The sequence below is a fragment of the Neisseria sp. S1 genome (assembly GCF_048060015.1).
Classification (GTDB): Bacteria; Pseudomonadota; Gammaproteobacteria; order Burkholderiales; family Neisseriaceae; genus Neisseria; species Neisseria arctica.
On the sequence record NZ_JBLUPI010000009.1, the window covers coordinates 86,126 to 106,319 of the forward strand.

A 20,194-nucleotide genomic window follows, 5' to 3' on the forward strand; every position below is an offset into this window, starting at 1 on the left:
GGTAAATAGTACATCGGACAATGCAATGCCGTCTGAAAAATTTCAGACGGCATTGATGATATATGTACGGCTTTTCCCAAAATATAGGAACGGATTTAATTGATGGTATATCCGCGCAAATACTGGCTGCGTTCGCGTGTCATACGGGTGTCGCATTGCAGTTGCATATATTCGGCCTGTAAGGTTGTATTGGCGGTTGCGGCGGCTTGGCGGCAGCTGTTGTTTTTGCTTTGAATCCAGCTGCGCTGCTCGCTTAACAGGCTTTGTTGTACGGTAGGATCAATGCGGTTCCATAATGCGTTGATTTCATTATCGGCATTGCGGTTGTTGGTGCGGGCTTGCTCCAATTCGTTAGCCGAAAAGAGAATTTCTTCATTATTGGTAATAGCGGGGGTGAGCACTTCTGCAGGTTGGGTATTTTCAGTTCCGCTCATAACCGTACTGGCGGCATTATTATCCAGAATATCTTGGGGATCGAGTGATGGCGGAAGCTCTACCGGCGGTTGTTTCAGATAGTTAAGCGCATCAGCTCGGTTAACGGGTTGGCCGTTGATGACAAGGATGTCTTTAATTCCGTATGGCATCAGAACTGCTGACAATAGCTGTGCGGTAGAGGTTAGATTGTTGTCGGTATAATTGACAGCTTTAAGTCCGTTATCTGTAACCGGCGTGTAGCTGATATTTTGTGTGAAGCGGCCGCTGCCATCGTATTGCAAGGTCGTTCCGGCGGTACGCTGTTGGATGATTTGGGGAATGGCTTGGTCGGGGTACAGCAGTGGGCTGTTGGTTTGAGTAGCGGTCAAATTACCTGCTGGAATCCGGATGTCCAGATTGGCTGTGCAGACTTGTGTACCGTTACGGTTTTCTTGTTTGGCGTTTTCAAGATTAATCAACAATTCGCTTGCCGCCGCAATCACTTTATCTGCATCGACAAATTGGCGGGTATCGTTTTGTGCGAAAGCACGGGCGTCTTGTTTGATAGTGTCTTGGATATTATTACGTACGTTTTGTATAACGGCCGGATCGTTACAGGCCAGTTGCGTAGTATTTTCTTCTGCTTTATCGCTACAGGCGCTTAATGTTGTTGCCATAAGTGCCAAGGTGAGCCATTTTTTTGAATGCATGATTCTGCCTTTGCGGTTGGTTTTATCTGTGTGCATCATAGCAAAAGGGCTTGGGTAGGGTAAAATTTTACCGCTTTTTTACAGGCTTTAGCGGTTGCATACGGACCGGCTATTTGGTTAGAGAAGTTGAAAATAAATATTTAGGCAACTGTTTAGATATTGGAAAAGCCGTCTGAAAATTTTCAGACGGCTTCTTGATTATAGAAAATTTATTTTCGTAGCGATCATATTTAAAGAAAAGGGTAAAGCCGGCCTATCCTTTAAATACGGGTACCATCTCAAAGCGGCTTAATAATTGGGCCGCAACGTTTACTACGCCAAAGAGGAAAATCCACACGATCAATATACGGCCGCCGAAGACACGATAACCGGCAGTATTCGGAAAGCGGTTGCGTGCACGGTAAAGCAGCATGGCCGGAATAAATGCGGTCCAAACAGTAGCAGCCAGGCCGACATAGCCGATAACCGTTACGAAACCTGTAGGGAATGCCAAACAAGCGGCCAGTGGAGGTAAGAAGGTGAGGGCGGCTGTTTTGCTTCTTCCCAATAGAGTGTTGTTCCATTTGAACTTATCGGCAAGGTAGTCGAACAGGCCGAGGGTTACGCCGAGAAATGAAGTTGCAATCGCCAAATAGGCAAACAGTGTTAGCAGGCTACCCATATGGCCTGTGGAGGCAAAGGGGGAAAGCGTTTCGATCAAGACTGAAACTTGCCCTTCGGCAGCAATAACGGGGCCAAACTCATTTCGCGGCAGGTTGCCGTGTATGGCCGCTTGCCAAAGAATATAGATAACCAATGCGATAAGTGTACCTATCCACAGAGCACGGGCTACTTTGGGCGCATCACCGTTAAAGTATTTGAGCAAACTTGATACATTACCGTGAAAGCCGAATGATGCCAGACAAACAGGCAGAGCCGCCGCCGCATAAATCCAATAACGGGTATTTTCGGCAGCTTGGGTATCGAATAAAACGGGGAGCTTGATGCTGCCGAGCAGGCCGCCGGTAGCCCAGAAAAAGGTGATTACCATGCCTCCGATCATGATGGCGGTAAGCCTGTCGACAACGCGGGTAGAAAGCCATACGCAAACAGCCAATATTAGAAAAAATACAAGTTGTCCTACAGGCAGGGCGACGGGGGTGCCGAGAAAGTTACCCAAACCTTGCGCGGTAAGATCCCCGCCAACGAAAATATAGGCGTATGTCAGTAAATACAGCACGAAAGCAACGGCAATACCGTTAATAGTGTTCCATACCGGACCGAGTAAATCTTTGACCATCGTATCAAAGCTGGCGCCATGGGGGTAATGCGTATTGACTTCGAGTAGCATCAGCCCTGAAGAAAGCATGCAAAACCAAGTGTAAAACAATACAATTAACGAACCTGTGAACCAAATTCCCGCAGTGGCGGTAGGGTTGGCAAACATACCGGCACCGATAACGGTGCCGGCGATAATCAATGCGCCGCCGATAAGTGACGGATTTTTTGCAGACATGATTTCCTTTCCGAGTGGACAAGTTTTTGAAATCCAAAAAATATATGGTCTAAACCATAATAAAATTGTTTTTGAATTTGCTGGTTATTTGGATTTACGGGATCTGATTATTATATTGCAATTAAGTCAGATGCCGTCTGAAAAGTTTCAGACGGCATCTACATCATAATTGGGCAAACTCCGGGAAGAAGCTGGGAATCTTTGACAAGATAGCAGTCGACTGCCTGTTTGGAATCAAATTAGCCGCGTCGCCAGCTGGTGCCTGTTGCGCTATCTTCCAAAATAATATTTTGCGCTTGCAGCAAATCGCGGATTCGGTCGGACTCGGCCCAGTTTTTTTCAGTGCGCGCCTGTTTGCGTTGGGCAATCAGTGCGTCAATTTCTTCGTTTGACAGGCCGTCTGAAGCTCCTCCTTGCAAAAACTCTTTAGGTTCACGCTGTAATAGTCCGATAATACCGCCCAAGGCTTTCAGACAACCTGCCAACTCGGCACTACCTGTTTTATTGGTTTCGTTAGCCAGCTCGAACAATACCGCCATAGCCTCTACCGTACCGAAATCATCATTCATAGCAGCAAAGAAGCGGCGGGTATAGTCGTTGGCATTTTCGTGAATATCAAATTCTACCGGGGGAGTATTTTTCAGCGTCGTGTAAAGTCGGGTGAGCGCGCCTTTAGCATCATCCAGATGGGCATCGGAGTAATTCAGCGGGCTGCGGTAGTGGGCGCGTAGGATAAAGAAGCGCACCACTTCGGCATCGTATTGCTTCAATACATCGCGAATGGTGAAGAAATTTCCCAAGGATTTAGACATTTTTTCACCGTCTACACGGATAAAGCCATTGTGTAGCCAGTATTTCACATGACTTTCAATGGTTTTTCCGGCGTGGCTGTGTCCGCAATGGCCGCCGTGTGCACCGCAGCTTTGGGCGATTTCGTTTTCATGATGCGGAAACTGCAAATCTGCTCCCCCCCCATGGATATCAAAAGTATCGCCGAACAATTCCTCACTCATGGCCGAACATTCGATATGCCAACCGGGGCGGCCTTTGCCCCAAGGGCTTTCCCAAAAGTCTGCCTCGTTGGGTTTGGCGGCCTTCCATAACACGAAATCTAAAGGATCGCGTTTGAAAGAATCGACCTCCACACGTTCACCGGCGCGCAAATCATCAAGTGATTTGCCCGAGAGTTGTCCGTAGGCGGGAAATTCGCGCACGGCGTAGTAAACATCGCCGTTGTCGGCGGCATAGGCTTTGCCGTTGGCAATCAAACGCTCGATCATGGCAATCATTTGCGTTACATGTTCGGTGGCTTTCGGCTCCACATCGGGGCGTAACACACCCAAAGCGGCGGCATCCTCATTCATCGCTTCGATAAACCGGGCGGTTAGTTCGGTAATGGTTTCGCCGTTGTCGGCGGCACGGGCGATGATTTTGTCATCGATGTCGGTAATGTTGCGGACATAAGTGAGCGGATAGCCGCTTTGTCGCAACCAACGCGCAATCATATCGAACACCACCATCACGCGGGCATGGCCTAAATGGCAATAGTCGTAAACGGTCATGCCGCAAACATACATACGCACGTTTGCGGGGTTGATGGGGGCAAAGGGTTCTTTTTGACGGGTTAGGGTGTTGTAGAGGTTTAGCATGGTGGTTTCGTTGTCGGATGGGGTTTTAAAAAATTGACACAAATCAGGGAAAGTTGTATGATACAAAGTAACACGGCTCCCCTCAGGTCCTCAGTCGGTTTTTACGGCTGGCTCTGCTGGGGAGTTTTCTTTCCAGAGGCTTTCCCAGTCATGTGGTGCTCCCATTCCTTGTATACTTAATCCTAAATGTTCTAATTGTGGAAATTCCAGTAAATGAGCGTACATCCTATCTTTCCAGCTGGATGAGGGATTGATTATTTCTAGTAAATGCTTACAAATACAGATTAGTAAGAAACAGCGAGACTTGCAAGCTTCATCATGAAATAAACTTAACCACGGCAGATCACCTTTACTAGGCAGTTTGGGTTGATCTATGATATTTCTGTTCCATAATCGACTGTGATGTGCGCATATGTTCCGCAAATAATTCAAACTACGTAGCCATGTGGCAAAAAGACGCCCATTGTGAATGCCATATTTACTTGAAATTTTATCTTGCTCTTGCTCACGCATACCAGCAAATAAAGCTGACATAGTACCAAAATCCCACACTTCACATGCTACCCAAATAGGAATGGGCAATCCATATTTTGTTTTGTGGTGGCGGATAAATTCTTCTTTTGAGCGCATAATCAAGGTGGCGTGTTTGCTAATCCACTCATGATGTTTGCTAATTCCTTTTTGGGAATCAAGGGTCTGATAAAAAGAAGGATGCAGGTATTCGGTGCGAAGGTAGGCAAATGGATCTAACTCGCCCAATGTATGAGCAATATCAGTCCGCAAGGCAATTTCAATCCGCTCGAGTGCATCGGTTACTAATAAGCGTAATTGCTTATCAAAAACATATAAGTCGATTGCATCCTGAAAGCAAGCATCCGGCTTAAATGAATCGAAAATACATTTTTCTACTTTAACCTTTTGTGGTTTTTTTCCATTGTCTAGCAAAATCACTTCACCAGATACCTCTCGCAAGGGATAAAAATATCCGCTGAGCCGATAATATCCAATTCGTGCCAAATATGCTTTGGCTTTGGTATCATCTGTAATGCGTAATTTGCGATCTTTTAAAAGATCTAACTGACTGTCAAGATCTAGCCAAACTTTGGGGCTTTTCATCGTTGTTTTTTGTTCTAATATTTCATAAAAAGCATTCTGAAAATATGATAACTTTTCAGGATATCTTTTGCTTATACACTTAATCTGCCTTAAACACACTTGTATCCGTTTGTGATTGCTGATCGGCCATTTCAACCGCGGCGGCCGTTTTCTTAGCTTCGGCGGCTTCAGCTTCGATACGTTTTTTCTCCAGCAGATATTGGTTGATTTGCTGTACCAGCTCTTGCGTTCCCTGATGGGCGAGCGCGCTGATTTTGAAGAGGCGCGGGGTATTCATGTCGAATCCGAAGCGGTCGTCGGGAGCGGGGTAATCCCAGCCGATGGCTTCTAAAAATGCCGCTGAGCGCTCTTGGGCTTCTTCTTCATCGAGCATATCAAGTTTGTTTAATACCAGCCAGCGTGGTTTGCTGTACAGCTCTTCATCATATTTGTGCAATTCGTTCACAATAGCTAGTGCTTCTTCGGCAGGATTAACGCTATCGTCAAACGGAGCCAAATCCACTACATGCAGCAGCAGGCCGGTACGGGACAGGTGCTTGAGGAATCTGTGTCCTAAGCCAGCCCCCTCTGCTGCGCCTTCAATCAGGCCGGGAATATCGGCCATGACAAAGCTGTTGTTTTCGTCCATGCGTACCACGCCGAGGTTGGGATGCAGGGTGGTAAACGGATAGTCGGCCACTTTGGGGCGGGCAGCCGAAACGGCGCGTATCAATGTAGATTTACCGGCATTGGGCATACCCAGTAGGCCGACGTCGGCCAAGACTTTGAGTTCAAGCATCAGGGTGCGTGCTTCGCCTTCTTCGCCGGAGGTGGCGTGTTTGGGAGCGCGGTTGACTGATGATTTGAAGTGGATGTTGCCCAAGCCGCCTTTGCCGCCGCGTGCCAAACACACGCGTTGGCCATGGTAGGTGAGGTCGGCAACGATTTCGTCGGTATCAACGTCGCGGATTAGTGTGCCTACGGGCATGTGTAAGGTGATGTCTTCGGCACCGGCTCCGTAGCGGTCTGAACCGTGCCCTTTTTCACCGTTTTTGGCTTGGTAACGTTTGACGAAGCGGTATTCAACCAAGGTGTTGATATTTTCGTCGGCTAATGCCCAAACGCTGCCGCCTTTGCCGCCGTCACCTCCGTCAGGACCGCCCCGCGGTACGAATTTCTCACGGCGGAAGCTTACGGCACCGTTGCCGCCTTTGCCCGCTACTACTTCGATTTTGGCTTCATCGATAAATTTCATATTGTTCTCTGCAAGGTTTCAGACGGCTTTTGTTATTGAAAAGGCCGTCTGAAAAATAATTGGAATGAATGTGATTATAAAGGATATGTTGTCAGGCCGTCTGAAAAAATTGGCCGCTTCTGTAAACGGAGGGTTTGCAGAAGCGGCGTTTTCAGGTGAATCGGGTGTTGGTTAGTCGAAACGGATAATATATTTTAGCTCACCGCCCGAAGATGATGTGCCGACACGGGCAATAGCCTGTATCGCGCGGGTCAGTTGGTAAATCAGTTTGACTGATTGGTCGGCACTGGTGACACCGTATTCATATCCGAGATACAACTCGTTGGTTAGCTGTTTGCCGACGGTTAATACTTGTTCGGCTGGGTTGAGCTCCCCCGTCTGGGCATTACGGGTTCGTTGGCTGGTGAAGCCAAAATCGTCTACCAAGCCGATACGGTCGTTGATTTGCCCAGCCAAAAGTGCGCCTGCTGCTGCGGATAGAGTTGCTTCGTCGCTATCGCTGCCGCTGCTGGGGCGGTTGAGAATCAGCCAAGAGAGTTTGTCTTTTTCGCTCATCGGCTCGTCGGCTACTAATGTAATACGCGGGTTATTAAGGCTACCCAATACTTCGATACCTGCACCTACCGGCGACATTCGGCGTTCGGCACGAATGTTGAGGTTGGGATCGGAAAGCGGGCCGACAAAAGAGATGTTACCTTTGCTAATTTCCAGATTTTGCCCGTAAGCTTTGTAGCGACCTTTGGTAACGCGTACTGTGCCTACACCCTGTACGTCCTGCCCGGGTTTGGCAGCAAGGTTGAGCTGCCCGCCTAGGGTAACGTCTAAGCCTTCGCCGCTAAAGCGCACTGAGTCGTTGAGATCAAGAGTCAGGTTCATGTTGATGGGGGTACTGGTAGCCGGGGCTTTGGGAGGTTCGCCTAAGACGACCACGTCATCTCCCAAGGTGGGCATACTGCCTTTTTGGAAGCTAAAGTAGCCTCGGTCGGCTTTTAAAGTGCCGGTAAGCAATACGCCGTCTTTTTCAGTATAAATGAGGCGGGTATCACCACTAAGCATTAGGCGGCGATTGGGTTGGTCGAGTGTTTGGTAACGGTCGAACAGGGCGGTAACATTGACTTGCGGAGAGTTTTGGTTCAGGCCTACATTGCCACTTAGGGTAACGGTACCGCCGCGTTGGAAGCGCAGGCTGTCGATCAACCATTTTTGTCCGCTAAGGCGGGAGCGCAAAGTGCCGTTGTCGAGGAACAGACCTATTTCCCGGTTTCGGTAATAAAGGTTATCGCCGTTAAGTGTGCCGTTTAATTGGGGTATTCCCAGTCGTCCGCTAATGGTTGCATTGCCGATCAAGCTGCCTTTCAGGCTTTGGCCGATGGGCAGCAGATTGCGGAAACGATCAAGATCGGGGGCATTGAGGCGAATGCTGCCATTAACGGGGGCTTGGGTAATATCGTTGCCGAATTGTTGGCTGATAACCAGATTGCCGTTGAGGTTACCGTAAGCGGTGACACCGTCCAGCGTGCTGTCGATTCGCCCGTTTTGGAAGCGGGTGTTGAGGGTTAGCGCGCCTAGGCCTAATGGTTGTCTGCGATGCGGCAGAATGATATCACCGCTTTGACGGTGGATATTCAGGTAGCCGCGCGTATCTCTGCTGTAAGACAAATCCCAATCGCCGCTTAGAACCAAGTTATGCTCCAGAGGCGGGGTGTAAAAATTATGCAGCTCGGATATCGCCAAATTGTTGGCACTGCCTTTTGTGGCGATACCACTGCGTTTGTCCCATAGAAAGCTTTGCAGATTAAGGCTGCCGCCCATTGCGGCCCATCGTGCCGCACTCATGCTGACTCTCTCCGGACCAGCTTCCAGTGTCATGCGGTTTTGAAGTTTTAGGTTGAAGGCACCGCTGATATCAAGGATATCCAGTACGCCTTTCCATTGGTTTTGGTTGTTCAAGCCACCTTTTGCATCAATATCCAGTTTATAGTTTTTGCCTGAAAGAGCCATGTTTCCGCTACCACGGATGGTATGGTTATGGCCTGTTCCTTTGATAGCAAGGTTAACGGTATCTACTGTGGTTGGCTGTGCTTGTCCGGGAATAATAATTTTATTGCCTTGGAGTTCGACATTTAGAGGCCGGTTGTAATCGGGAGAGCCTTGCAGTTTGAAGTCTAAATTGTTGACTTGAAGGGTACTGCTTAAGCGAAGATTGCGTGCCTGACCGCTGAGATTGGCTTCTATTTTGGAAGGTTCTCCGGCAATGTAACCCCTAGCCGTGAGTAAGCCGTTTAGGCCGAAGCCGAATTTGTCTAAGTCTGGAGCATTGATGTCTAGGTTTAGGCGGTCACCTGCTTTGCCAAAGCTGCCATTTGTTTTAATACGGTTGCGCCCAAGCAGGATATCGGTAACGGCTTGTGATAAGTGTTGTTGCTGGTAAAGCACATCGGCACTGCCGCGCAGTGGTACGCCTGACAAAGTGCTCGGTCCGAATAACATTTTGCCGTTGAAAACTTGCTCGGCTAGTTCGCCGGTTAATTTGATATTGCCATTTACGCTGCCGGAAGGGAAATTGGGATGCAGTTTGTTGGGGTTGAAGTTGACGCTGTTAACGGTAACGTCTAAAAGTTGTTTTTGGAAAAGCTCCAACTTCCCGGCAAATTTCATTTCACCACCGCCTTTAGGTTGGATTTTTCCTTCTTTGATCAACAGTGTTCGTTGCCCTTGGCGGGTATCGGTTGAAATGCTCAGGATGCCTGTACTTGTAGCTGTACCGCTGTCGATTTGCCAAGCGGTTTCAGGATTATCGAAACTGCCGGTTGTTTTGACACTGCCGTTTAAGTTGAGCGGGAATGTTTGTGCAAGGGCATCGGTACTGGCGATGTTTGTCAGGGTGGCGGTCAGATCGATTGCTCTTTCATTGGTTTGAATTTTACCTGAGAGGTCTACCGTACCTTTTTGTAATAAGGCGGCTTTCGCTGAACCAATTGTGAGCAGACCTCTGTTGTTTACGGTGAAATCAGCCAAGAGTGAGCGTACGGGAATTCCCTCTGTATCTACTGTGGCGGCTTGTTTGTTGGTCAAATCAATCGACCCTTCCAGTGCGATATCGTTGTTGATTACGGGTAAAAGGCTGGCGTTAAAAGTAAGGTCAGCCTTGGGTAGGGTCGATACAAAGGCACGAGGATTAATATTAACCCCTGTAATTTCAATACGTTCTATTTTATCGTTGAGTTGTGCTCCAAAGGGATGTACAACTGACTCTACCCAAAGACGTACATCTCCTCCCTCGATAGTGATATCGGTGGATACATCTTGCAGGGTGCCGTAAAGGCGTAGGGCGCTGTTGACAGGGGTATCGTCGAGAATGCCTTCACCATTGAGGATTGTACTGATTTTGAAAGGCTTTTTGAGGGCTAGGGTGGATTCTCCATTGCCGTTGAGCCAAGGGGTTTGAATATCAGGTATGCGCAGGTGATGCAGCTGGTGGTTGTATTGGTATGACGCAAGCAGATGCTGTAGAAGCAGGGCTTGGTTTGAGCCGCTGGTAATTTTGCCCACTTCAATGCTGTCGATTGCTGCTTCTATCGGCAGTTTGACACTTTCGGGCATTTTTGCTGGTGTGCTTTCTTTAGGCGGCGCATCTTTGGGTGTGATATGGATATCACCCAAAGCAATACGGTTGATGTGTAGCTTTTTCTGCCACAGTTCTTTGGGCTGCCAAGCAAATACAATGCTAGAGATATCAAGGTCGCTGCTTTCGGTTTCAATGCGCCATTTATCACCGTTGAAGCCTTTGAGAAATGTACCTTGTAGGTTTTTCGAGCGAATCTGTACGCCAAGCCATGAAGGCAGGGTATGGAGTCCGAAACGCAGTCCTGATTCGGTTGAGATCAGCCATCCAATGAAGCCGGCTAGCGATAATAAAACAACAAATACCGTAATTAGGATACGGCGCAGCCAATGTGTTTTTTTAGGCTGGGGGGCGTTTGCATTTTCGGGTGTTTCCGTCGGTGTTTCAGACGGCATAGTTAAGGTTTCTTGATTGGCATTCATATCTTAAAAGCGGGTTCCCAAGGAAATATGCCAGCGCAGTTTTTTATCGTTGTGCCCGTAGGCAATATCAAATGAGAAAGGAGCCACCGGGCTGAACCAGCGGATACCGATACCTGTACCGTGTTTTAATTCCATTTGTTTGAAATTTAATGCGGCATCGCCCATGTCATGGAATACGGCAGCGGAGAAGTTTTTGGTTACAGGATATTGGTATTCCAAACTGGCAACGGCCACGGCGCGTTCGGGTAAAACCGAATTTCCGGGACCTCCCATGCCGATGCTGTCCAGTTCGTAACCACGAATACTGGTTGCGCCGCCGGTTCTAAACATCAGGCTTGATGGAACATTGCTGGTTTCTTTGGCATAAACATAGCCTGCTTGGCCCCGTACGACAAAAGTACCGATTTTGGTATTTTCAGGTGTGTAGTAATAGCCGGCGCGCACATTGCCCCGTGCCATCGTGGTGGAGGATAACAAAGTACCTAATGTTGCACCGATTTTCCCGTCTAAGTAATAGCCGTTGGCAGGGCGTAACTGGGTTTCGATATCTTGGCGCTTCCAAGAGGCAGTTAGCATCGTGGCATGGCTGCGGCCGAGATCGTAATTGCTATCTGGTACGCGGCGGCTTTCGGTAATGTATTCAATGCCGAGACGGGATTCGATGCCGTCACGGTCACGCACGCGCCAAATACCGCTGCTGAGGGTGTTTTTTTCAAGATTTTGGGTGGTAGAGCGGCTGTAGGCCACATTGGTCGTGTAGTAATGCCCGCGGTTATTGCGCGGTTGGCTGATACCGGCGGCAATGGTAGTTTCGTATTTATCGGTGTCTATGACGGCCGATCCAATATAGCCTCGGTTAAAGAGGTTGTAATGATCATAGCCGATGCGCCCTCCGGGACCGTATTCTGAATCATAGCGCAAGCCGAGCTCCAGTTTTTGGCGTTTGACTTCGGTAACGGCAACTTTCACGGGTACGCGGTCACCTTGTAAGTTATTAAAGTCGGCTTGTACGGAGGCACCTGAATAATGGCCGTCTTGCTCAAGTGCTTGCTGGTAGTCAAGTAGTTTGTCGAGATCATAAGGACTACCCGGCTGGAATTGTGCTAAGCCGCTTACTACACTTTCAGGATATCGTTTGGTACCGCTGATTTGGAAATCGCCAAAGTAAATCGGCTGTTTACTTTCAACAGTAATACTAAGGTCAGCTTGATTTTTATTCGGATCGATCGTGGCTTGAGAATGGCTGATGGTGGCCAACGGATATTTTTTACGGGTAACGGCTGCAAGTACGGCGGTCTTGCTGTTGTCCCACTCTGTTTGGGAAAAGGTATCTCCGACCGGAAGACTCCATCTGTTTGAGCCTTCTTTATAATAATTTGCAAGGTTTTCATCTTGCAGCACATCACCCAAGATAGCGATGTTGACATTTTCAACGGTAGTTTGCGGTCCGAGCTTGATGTTCACCGTATAGCCGCTGCCGGATGGAAAAACGGTTACTTGCGAATTGAAGTAACCGCGCGTACGCAGCATAGTCTGAATTTGCTGAGGTGCATCCTCTGCGAGAAAACCGATTTGTTCACGGTCTAATTCTTCTTCATATTGTTGGGTAATCAGAGGTAGATAAGTTGTAATAAAAGAGTAGATTTCTTCATTATCCACTTCAACTTTAACGGGATATTTTGGCTCTTTGGGTTTTTCTTCGGTATTGTCGGAAGTGGTGGCGGAATTGGAACCGGAGGAGGAAGACGCTGGTATGATATCTGCTGCAAATGTAGGTGTGCAGACCAAACTGAGAGCTGTGGGTAGAACGCTAAGCCAACGGTATTTCAGAGAAATTAAAGCCATACAAACAAGAGGGTTAAATACGGTTAGATATAAATTCTAACATTGTTTTTCGCCAATTGGCGCATTATGAGACGGAATAAATGATAAATAAATGATAAATTTTTTATAAACAGAAATTAGGTGAAGTGATTGTAATAGGTTATATTGAATATTAAAAATAATCGGTTTTACAAAATTTATCGTAATTTTAAGCGTAATATGAGTTTTTGTTGGCATTATTTTTTAAATGTGATATAGATTGTTGGCGATTATTGCTGTTTTTGATAAATACCTGCCTTATTGGAGGTGTTTTATTTTAAAATGTTCCGTTTTTTACAATTATGTAAGGAGTTGTCATGGCGAACGGAAATCCGGTTATCGGTGTTTTCCAACGCGTCAGCCTGGTCAAGCAGATTGTGATCGGTTTGGTGTTGGGTATCTTGTTGGCTTGGTTATGGCCGGCGGGTGGTTTGGCCGTAGGCTTGTTGGGCAATTTGTTTGTAGGGGCGCTGAAAGCGGTTGCCCCCGTATTGGTATTCGTATTGGTGATAAGCGCGATTGCTCAGCACCAGCAAGGTAATGAAGCTTATATCAAACCGATTATCGTGTTGTATATGATCGGTACTTTTTTGGCTGCACTTTCGGCTGTGGCGGCCAGTTTCATGTTCCCGACCAATATTGTTTTGGTGCAGACGGATGCAGTCGACTTGGCCCCCCCTTCAGGTATCATTGAAGTATTGAAAACATTGCTGATGAATCTGGTGGCCAATCCGGTGAATGCAATTGCCAATGCCAACTATATCGGTATTTTGGCCTGGGCTTTGGTGATCGGAGCGGCCTTGCGCTATGCATCGGAGCAAACTCGGCTGGTGGTGGCTGATTTGGCAGATGCCATTTCTACAGTTGTAAAATGGGTCATTAGTTTTGCGCCTTTAGGTATTTTCGGCTTGGTAGCATCTACCATTGCGGAAACCGGTTTTCACGCTTTGGCAAGCTATGCCCGCTTGTTGGTGGTATTGGTGGGCTGTATGTTGTTTATTGCCTTGGTGGTTAATCCGATTATTGTATGGTGGAAAATCCGAAGCAATCCTTATCCGCTGGTCTTTACCTGTTTGCGTGAAAGCGGTGTGACGGCTTTCTTTACTCGCAGTTCTGCCGCAAATATTCCGGTGAATATGGCATTGGCTAAAAAGTTGAATCTGCACGAAGATACTTACTCAATCTCTATTCCTTTGGGTGCTACCATCAATATGGCGGGTGCCGCTATTACCATTACTGTTTTGGCATTGGCTGCCGCCCATACCGAAGGTATTGTGGTTGATTTTTGGATGGCAATGCTTTTGAGCTTGGTGGCAACGATTAGTGCGTGCGGCGCGTCAGGTGTGGCAGGCGGCTCATTGCTGTTGATTCCTTTGGCATGCAGTTTGTTCGGTATTTCAAATGACGTAGCGATGCAGGTGGTTGCCGTTGGTTTCATTATCGGTGTGGTGCAGGATTCTTGCGAAACTGCTTTGAACTCTTCTACCGACGTATTGTTTACCGCAGCCGCCGATATCGGGCGCCAACGCCAAGAAGGGAATTTGTAAGATTATACTTACGCATATTTTAGTATTGTTTAAGGCCGTCTGAAATTTTCAGACGGCCTTTTTCTATTGGGGCTGATATAAAATTATCATGTTCCGATTTCTTTTTTTTAAGGCGTCTTGCTATGTTTACCGTACAGCGTATTTATGATTTTGGTGACTACCCGGCTGGTGTGTGTGCGGTTTTTGTCGACCGCCTATATCCACGTGGTATTACTAAAGAAAGGATGGCGGGCGTGGTGTGGCTAAAAGATGTTGCGCCCTCTACCCAGCTGCGTAAGTGGTATCATGAAAAGCCGGAGGCGCACTATGCCGAATTCCGTGTGAAATATTTGGCGGAATTGGAGAGTAAGGAAGCCCGGCAAGCTATTCAGGAATTGAATAGACTATCGTCGATATATCCTGAAGTGCGCTTGCTCAGTGCCGTGAAGGAGCTGCGGCATTCGCACCTTACGGTATTACTGGAATATTTAGGAGAACCGTTTCAAACGGCTTCTTCGTGAGAGATTTTCTGAAAATATTTAGATATTTGTGGATATGCATAAATTGTTAAAGCCGTCTGAAAATTTTCAGACGGCTTTATTTCTTAAACTACGCAGCTAGGATTTATGCATTACCTGCTTGTTCGGTTTGCTGGTACATAGCCTCGAAATTAATCGGAGCGAGCAACACCGGCGGGAAACCTGCACGGGTTACAGTGCTGGATACGGCTTCGCGGGCATAAGGGAACAGAATGTTCGGACAGGCAACCGCTAACAGTAATTTCACGTCTTCTTCAGGAATGTTGGCTAAACGGAAAATGCCGCTTTGGGTTACTTCGTTCAAGAACATAACACGTTCATCGGCCAATTTGGCGGTTACGGTTACGGTTACGTCTACATTGTAAAATTCATCTTCCAGCTTGGCACTTTCTGTGGTAACGCGCATATCTACTTCAGGTTCGCCGTTTTCCAAGAAAATACGCGGTGCGTGCGGTACTTCCAAGGACATGTCTTTTACGTATAGTTTTTCGATACTGAATACGGGTTGCAGTTCTTCGCTCATGAGGACTCTTTCTATCAAGGTTGTTAGGCTGCCGTATCAGCAGCGCAATGGAAATAAAAATTATCTGAAAAATACCTTGGTAAGGTTATTTTCCTGCCAGCAGATCTTGTAGTTCGCCTTTTTGATGCAGGTTATAAAGGTCGGTAAAGCCGCCAACGTGGGTATCGCCGATAAAAATCTGCGGTACGCTGCGTTGGCCGGTTATCTGCTGCATTTCGGCATATTTTTCAGGCGATTGGTCGACACGGATTTCTTCGATTTCGGTAATGCCTTGGGATTTTAAAAATTGTTTGGCCATGGTGCAATAAGGGCAGTATGGGCCGGTGTACATTTTAATCGCTTGCATAATCGAATACTCTTGGTGTGTCGGATTGTTATCGTTATACCTTTATATGAGGGTACGCGGCCAATTTGCAAGTGTACCGCGGAGCTTCTATGATTGCCGCTACCATAGCATAAATTTAAGATTACGGCATAACGGTAGCCTGGGCGGTTTGTAGCCATGCCGAAAGTAGGCTGTCCATTTCGCTTGGATAATTACCGGCCTGCTCGCTATTTACAATCAATACAATAGCCAGTGGATGTTCGCCTGAAGTTTGCGGTAAGCGGTAGCCGGCTAATGCCCGTACGTTTTTCAGGGTGCCGGTTTTGAGATGCAGTGATTGCGTTGCATTTTTAAAGCGTTTTTTCAGAGTCCCGTCGTATCCTCCTATTGGCAGGCTGTCTATAAATATTTTCTGAAAAGAGCTGTGGTAAGCCTGTGCAAGAATTTCTCCCATCATTCTGGCGCTGACGCGTTCGCGCCGAGATAAGCCGGAGCCGTTTTCGAGTACCAGTGCTTCATCGTCGATATTGGCTTGTGCCAGCTGACGTCGGACTTCGGCTCGGGCATCTGCAACAGTATCACCTTGTTTCGAATGAAGATTGCCGAGTGTCAGAAAAATACTGCGGGCAATGATATTGTTGGAATTTTTATTCATGTCGGACAGTACGTCTGATAGCGGTTTGGAGTGGTTTACGGCCAAAGTTGTTGCATGCTTTGGAGTGATTCCGATGCGGAAGCCGCTGTTAATGGTTCCCCCGTTGGCACGCCATTGGTTGATAAAGCTGCGGGCGGCAAAATCGGTGCTATCGAGCATATTGACAAACATTTCCTGCCCTAAACAGGGTTCGGGAATGCGGCCTTCGGCAACCAGTGTGCCGTTTTGATATCGGGCATTGAGGTAACTTTTTAGAGAAGGGCAGCCTGCGGCAGAAGGGTAAAGGCCGATATTGTATTGTTGAGGTACTTCCGGGAGCGGAGGGTTCAAGGTAACGGTGGTGATGCCTTGCTCGTTGCGTTCAGGTTTGAGCCATACTACTTTGTAGGCCAGCATGTGCGGATCCGGCGGTGTGGCGAAAGTCTCGGCACTGTCGGCGTCGAAATCATCCGCACTGCCGTTATTGCTCCAGATTTGGCGATCAAGCACCAATTGGCCTCTGATGTGTCGAATGCCGCGGGCGGCAAGCTGGCTCTGCATATCCAGTAAATCATTCTGATCCAAAACCGGGTTGCCGCTTCCTACCCAATATAAATTACCTTCGAGTATATGATTTTTCACCGGTGCATCACTTTTCCATTCGGTTTGCCAGCTGTAATCGCTTCCCAAGCTACGCAAAGCGGTAAAGGTAGTGACCAGTTTCATTACGGAGGCCGGGTTTACGGCGGTATCGGCCCGGTGCGATACCAATACTTTGCCGGTCTGTAAATCCTGTATATACACGGAGACTTCTTCGGGAGGGATTTTGCCGAAATCAAATGCCCAAAGGTAAGGGCTGCAAAACAATACAATCAGTAAAAGGATACGGTGGTACATTTCAGACGGCCTTGAATGGACAAAGGGAGCTTTTTGCCCTTTAACTAATGATAAGCGTAAACACTCCGGCTTTTTTTGCCAACGCTTTACGACAAACGGTATGAATTTTTTGTAAAGGACGGCAGATCGTTTGCTATTTTAAAACGGCTATAGAAATGGTGTTGTGGCAGAACTACCGTATTGCATACCGATTATCATGCTTATATCTATGTAAACCTTGCCAATATTTGAAAATTTTGATACATTAGGCCGCTTGACTCTGAAGCATAGGCAAAATCCCTATGCCCGCTAAATCGAAAGGAAAATCATGAAACAAGGCATTCATCCGGATTACCACGATGTAAACGTAACTTGCTCTTGCGGCAACAAATTCGTTACCAAATCGGCTATGGCTAAAGAAAACTTCTCTATTGAGGTTTGCTCTGAATGCCATCCGTTCTACACCGGCCAACAAAAAATCGTTGACAGTACCGGTCGCGTGGACAAATTCAATCAAAAATTCGGCAATATGTTCAAACGTTAATCCGAACATTTTGCTTATTAAAAAAGGCTGCCGCGGCAGCCTTTTTTATTTGTCTTGCCGTTAAACTTCGGAGCCGTCGTAAAATTTGATAAACTAGTCGTATGTTGACTTATACCCCGCCTGAATCTCGCGCCTCCCTCAAACCCCGTGAACAACCGTGGTTGTTGCTGTTGTTGGCTTTTGCCTGGTTGTGGCCCGGTGTGTTTTCTCATGATTTGTGGAATCCTGCCGAACCTGAAACATTTACCGCCTTGGCACAGTATATGCAGGGTGGCAATGCTTGGTTGCCGCAAGTATTCGATAAACCTGATTTCAGTATTCCTCCGCCTTATTTATGGGTTGCAGGTGCATTTCATGCCTTGCTGTCGCCGCATATTGCCGATGCGTATTCCGCCAGCCGCTTCGCCAGTACGTTTTTTACGGCACTCGGGCTGGCCTGTTGCGGCATGGCGGGTTTCCGCTTTTTAGGGAAACACCAGGGGCGTAGTGTCGTTTTGATTCTGATTGGCTGTGTCGGCCTGATTACACCTGCCCATTTTCTTAATCCTTATTCGGTGGTTTTTGCGGCTTTGGGGATGTGCTTATATGGTTTTGCATTGGTACGAACCAAAGTGATTATGGCTTCATTGCTGTTGGGTGGGGGATGTGCTTTGTTGTCTGTTGCGGCAGGTTGGTTGTTACCGTTGGCAATGATCATCATGGCGTTTGCTTTAACGCTAAATCCGCAATGGCGTAATAAGCGGTACTATATTACGTTGATTGGATCTTTGTGCTTTGCATTGCCATTGATGCTGGTATATCCGTTTGCACTCTATAAAAGTAATCCGGCAGACTATCAATTATGGTTGGACCGATATGCTTTCGGATCATTTGGCGGTATACAAACATTCAGTTTGGGATTTTCTCTGCCTTATTATCTGAAAAACCTCCTTTGGTTTGCTTTTCCGGCATGGCCGCTGGCATTATGGACTTTCAGCCGTATAAAACTGCATGCTCACCAATGGGGTGTGCTGGTGTTGGTATGGTTGGGTATATTCGGGTTGCTGTTGGCGTTGGATCCGAGCCGGTTCCAAGGCTATCTGCTTTGGTTGCTGCCGCCTTTGGCTTTGGCCGGCGCGGCATGCTTGGATAATCTGCGACGCGGTGCGGCGGCATTTTTAAACTGGTTTGGCATTATGGCATTCGGTTTGCTGGCCCTTTTCTTGTGGATCGGTTTTTTTGCCATGAATTTCGGCTGGCCGGCCAAGCTTGCCGAGAGGTCGCTGTATTTCAGCCCGTATTACACGCCTGATATCAATATTATGCCCATGGTCGTGGCGGTATCGTTTTCATTTGTGTGGATCTGGGCGATTACCCGCAAACATATCCGAGGCCGCCAAGCCGTAACCAATTGGGCGGCGGGGGTAACTCTGGTATGGGCACTTTTGATGACATTGTTTCTACCGTGGCTGGATGCTGCAAAAAGCCATGCGCCTGTGGTGGCTTTGATGGAGGCGGCTATGCCGTCTGAAAAACGGCAGGCCGTTTATTCAGGCAAAGAATGTATCAGTGTGGCGTCAAATGCGGTTACTGCCCGCATCGCTTGGATGCAGTATAGTAAGTTGGCGTTGCAGACTGATAATACCGGCTGCCGCTACCGCCTCAGCCAGCAGCCCTTGGATACCGCAGTGCCTGATGGTTGGAATATGTTGTGGCAGGGTGCGCGGCCGCGTAATAAGCAAGAAGCGTTCGCGTTATTGGAAAAGAATCTTTGATTGGGCATTTTCTTCTACGGTGCGTATAGCAATCGGCCTATTTTTATAAAACTGCAGCCAAGGTCTTTTGTCTTTCAGACGGCTTGGAAAATAGATAAAATTATCTTGGCAAGATTATCGGAAAATTCGTATGAGCTCAGATACCCAAACACCAAATAATGTTGATAGCGGTGAGATCGACAAATTCAGCCAGTTGGCTCACAAATGGTGGGATGAAACCGGTGAATTTAAGCCTTTGCATGAGATTAATCCGCTACGCTTGGGTTATATAGACGAACACGGCCGCTTGGCGGGCAAAACCGTATTGGATGTGGGTTGCGGCGGCGGTATTTTGACCGAAAGTATGGCTAAATCGGGGGCGGCACATGTTACCGGTATCGATATGGCGGAAAAGTCGCTGAAAATTGCCAAATTACATGCGCTTGACCAGCAAGTCGACAATATCGCTTACCGCTGTGTGCGGGTAGAGGATTTGGCTGCCGAAGCACCGCATAGTTTTGATGTCGTGACCTGTATGGAGATGATGGAGCATGTTCCTGATCCTGCGGCCATCGTTGCTGCTTGCGCCCGCTTGGTGAAGCCGGACGGGGTAGTATTTTTTTCGACCATCAACCGTAATCCGAAGTCTTACGTGCATGCCATTGTCGGCGCGGAATATGTATTAGGTTTGGTGCCGCGCGGCACGCATGATTGGCAGAAATTTATTACACCTGCGGAATTGGCACGTATGTGCCGTCAAGCAGGATTAGACATTATCGGCAGCAAAGGCTTGGGCTACAATCTTCTGACTAAAACTTATCATCTTACCGACAATACGGATGTGAACTATATGGTTGTGTGCAAACCTGCTTAAAATTTGTTCGTATTGATAAGTTGGCCGTATTAATATTGAGATAGAGTTAGCGGTTATACAGGCCGTCTGAAAATTTTCAGACGGCCTGTATT

The 20,194-nt window shown here is 47.5% G+C and carries 15 protein-coding genes; 5 read left to right on the forward strand and 10 right to left on the reverse strand.

The features are described from left to right. Nucleotides 1-95 precede the first annotated feature (95 nt). The 7 genes from ACEPPX_RS08425 to ACEPPX_RS08455 all read right to left on the reverse strand — a co-directional run bounded on the left by ACEPPX_RS08425 (nt 96) and on the right by ACEPPX_RS08455 (nt 12,510). The gene (locus tag ACEPPX_RS08425) at nt 96-1,124 is read right to left on the reverse strand and encodes a lysozyme inhibitor LprI family protein (RefSeq protein WP_416623655.1); all 1,029 of its coding nucleotides are present in this window, start codon (nt 1,122-1,124) and stop codon (nt 96-98) included. A 253-nt stretch (nt 1,125-1,377) separates the two neighbouring features. Continuing rightward, nucleotides 1,378-2,619, reverse strand: a complete 1,242-nt coding sequence (locus ACEPPX_RS08430) for an aromatic amino acid transporter (protein WP_416623656.1) — start codon at nt 2,617-2,619, stop codon at nt 1,378-1,380. A gap of 239 nt (nt 2,620-2,858) precedes the next feature. Further along, nucleotides 2,859-4,268 carry a cysteine--tRNA ligase gene (gene cysS, locus ACEPPX_RS08435; RefSeq protein WP_416623657.1) on the reverse strand — a complete coding sequence of 470 codons (1,410 nt, stop codon included), beginning with the start codon at nt 4,266-4,268 and terminating at the stop codon, nt 2,859-2,861. Nucleotides 4,269-4,358: 90 nt separating this feature from the next. Further along, entirely contained in the window at nt 4,359-5,384 is a 1,026-nt protein-coding gene (locus ACEPPX_RS08440; RefSeq protein WP_416623658.1) for an Abi family protein, read from the reverse strand. A 79-nt stretch (nt 5,385-5,463) separates the two neighbouring features. Next, a complete protein-coding gene (gene obgE / locus ACEPPX_RS08445) occupies nt 5,464-6,618 on the reverse strand; it encodes a GTPase ObgE (RefSeq protein WP_416623659.1) in 1,155 nt (384 codons plus the stop codon). A 171-nt stretch (nt 6,619-6,789) separates the two neighbouring features. Next, nucleotides 6,790-10,665 (reverse strand): translocation/assembly module TamB domain-containing protein, encoded by a 3,876-nt coding sequence (locus ACEPPX_RS08450; RefSeq protein ID WP_416623660.1) that lies wholly within the window; start codon nt 10,663-10,665, stop codon nt 6,790-6,792. A 3-nt stretch (nt 10,666-10,668) separates the two neighbouring features. Beyond that, a complete protein-coding gene (locus ACEPPX_RS08455) occupies nt 10,669-12,510 on the reverse strand; it encodes an autotransporter assembly complex protein TamA (RefSeq protein ID WP_416623661.1) in 1,842 nt (613 codons plus the stop codon). 335 nt (nt 12,511-12,845) lie between these two features. On the opposite strand from ACEPPX_RS08455, the gene sstT reads away from it, so the two are divergent. Then, entirely contained in the window at nt 12,846-14,075 is a 1,230-nt protein-coding gene (gene sstT, locus ACEPPX_RS08460; RefSeq protein WP_416623662.1) for a serine/threonine transporter SstT, read from the forward strand. Between the two features lie 122 nt (nt 14,076-14,197). Beyond that, nucleotides 14,198-14,575, forward strand: a complete 378-nt coding sequence (locus ACEPPX_RS08465; RefSeq protein ID WP_416623663.1) for a DUF488 domain-containing protein — start codon at nt 14,198-14,200, stop codon at nt 14,573-14,575. Between the two features lie 103 nt (nt 14,576-14,678). Here ACEPPX_RS08465 and secB read toward each other — a convergent pair whose 3' ends face one another. The 3 genes from secB to dacB all read right to left on the reverse strand — a co-directional run bounded on the left by secB (nt 14,679) and on the right by dacB (nt 16,972). Further along, nucleotides 14,679-15,116 (reverse strand): protein-export chaperone SecB, encoded by a 438-nt coding sequence (gene secB, locus ACEPPX_RS08470; protein WP_047760868.1) that lies wholly within the window; start codon nt 15,114-15,116, stop codon nt 14,679-14,681. A gap of 85 nt (nt 15,117-15,201) precedes the next feature. Continuing rightward, nucleotides 15,202-15,462, reverse strand: coding sequence for a glutaredoxin 3 (gene grxC, locus ACEPPX_RS08475; RefSeq protein ID WP_047760869.1), 261 nt, complete (start codon nt 15,460-15,462; stop codon nt 15,202-15,204). A 121-nt stretch (nt 15,463-15,583) separates the two neighbouring features. Next, nucleotides 15,584-16,972 (reverse strand): D-alanyl-D-alanine carboxypeptidase/D-alanyl-D-alanine-endopeptidase, encoded by a 1,389-nt coding sequence (gene dacB / locus ACEPPX_RS08480; protein WP_416623664.1) that lies wholly within the window; start codon nt 16,970-16,972, stop codon nt 15,584-15,586. 307 nt (nt 16,973-17,279) lie between these two features. Between dacB and rpmE the strand changes: the two genes are divergently transcribed. The 3 genes from rpmE (at nt 17,280) to ubiG (ending at nt 20,102) form a co-directional block, all read left to right on the forward strand. Next, on the forward strand, nt 17,280-17,495 hold the full coding sequence (gene rpmE / locus ACEPPX_RS08485) for a 50S ribosomal protein L31 (protein ID WP_047760871.1): 216 nt from the start codon (nt 17,280-17,282) through the stop codon (nt 17,493-17,495). A gap of 101 nt (nt 17,496-17,596) precedes the next feature. Further along, entirely contained in the window at nt 17,597-19,249 is a 1,653-nt protein-coding gene (locus tag ACEPPX_RS08490; RefSeq protein WP_416623665.1) for an ArnT family glycosyltransferase, read from the forward strand. A 130-nt stretch (nt 19,250-19,379) separates the two neighbouring features. After that, nucleotides 19,380-20,102 (forward strand): bifunctional 2-polyprenyl-6-hydroxyphenol methylase/3-demethylubiquinol 3-O-methyltransferase UbiG, encoded by a 723-nt coding sequence (gene ubiG, locus ACEPPX_RS08495; protein ID WP_047760873.1) that lies wholly within the window; start codon nt 19,380-19,382, stop codon nt 20,100-20,102. Nucleotides 20,103-20,194 lie beyond the last annotated feature (92 nt).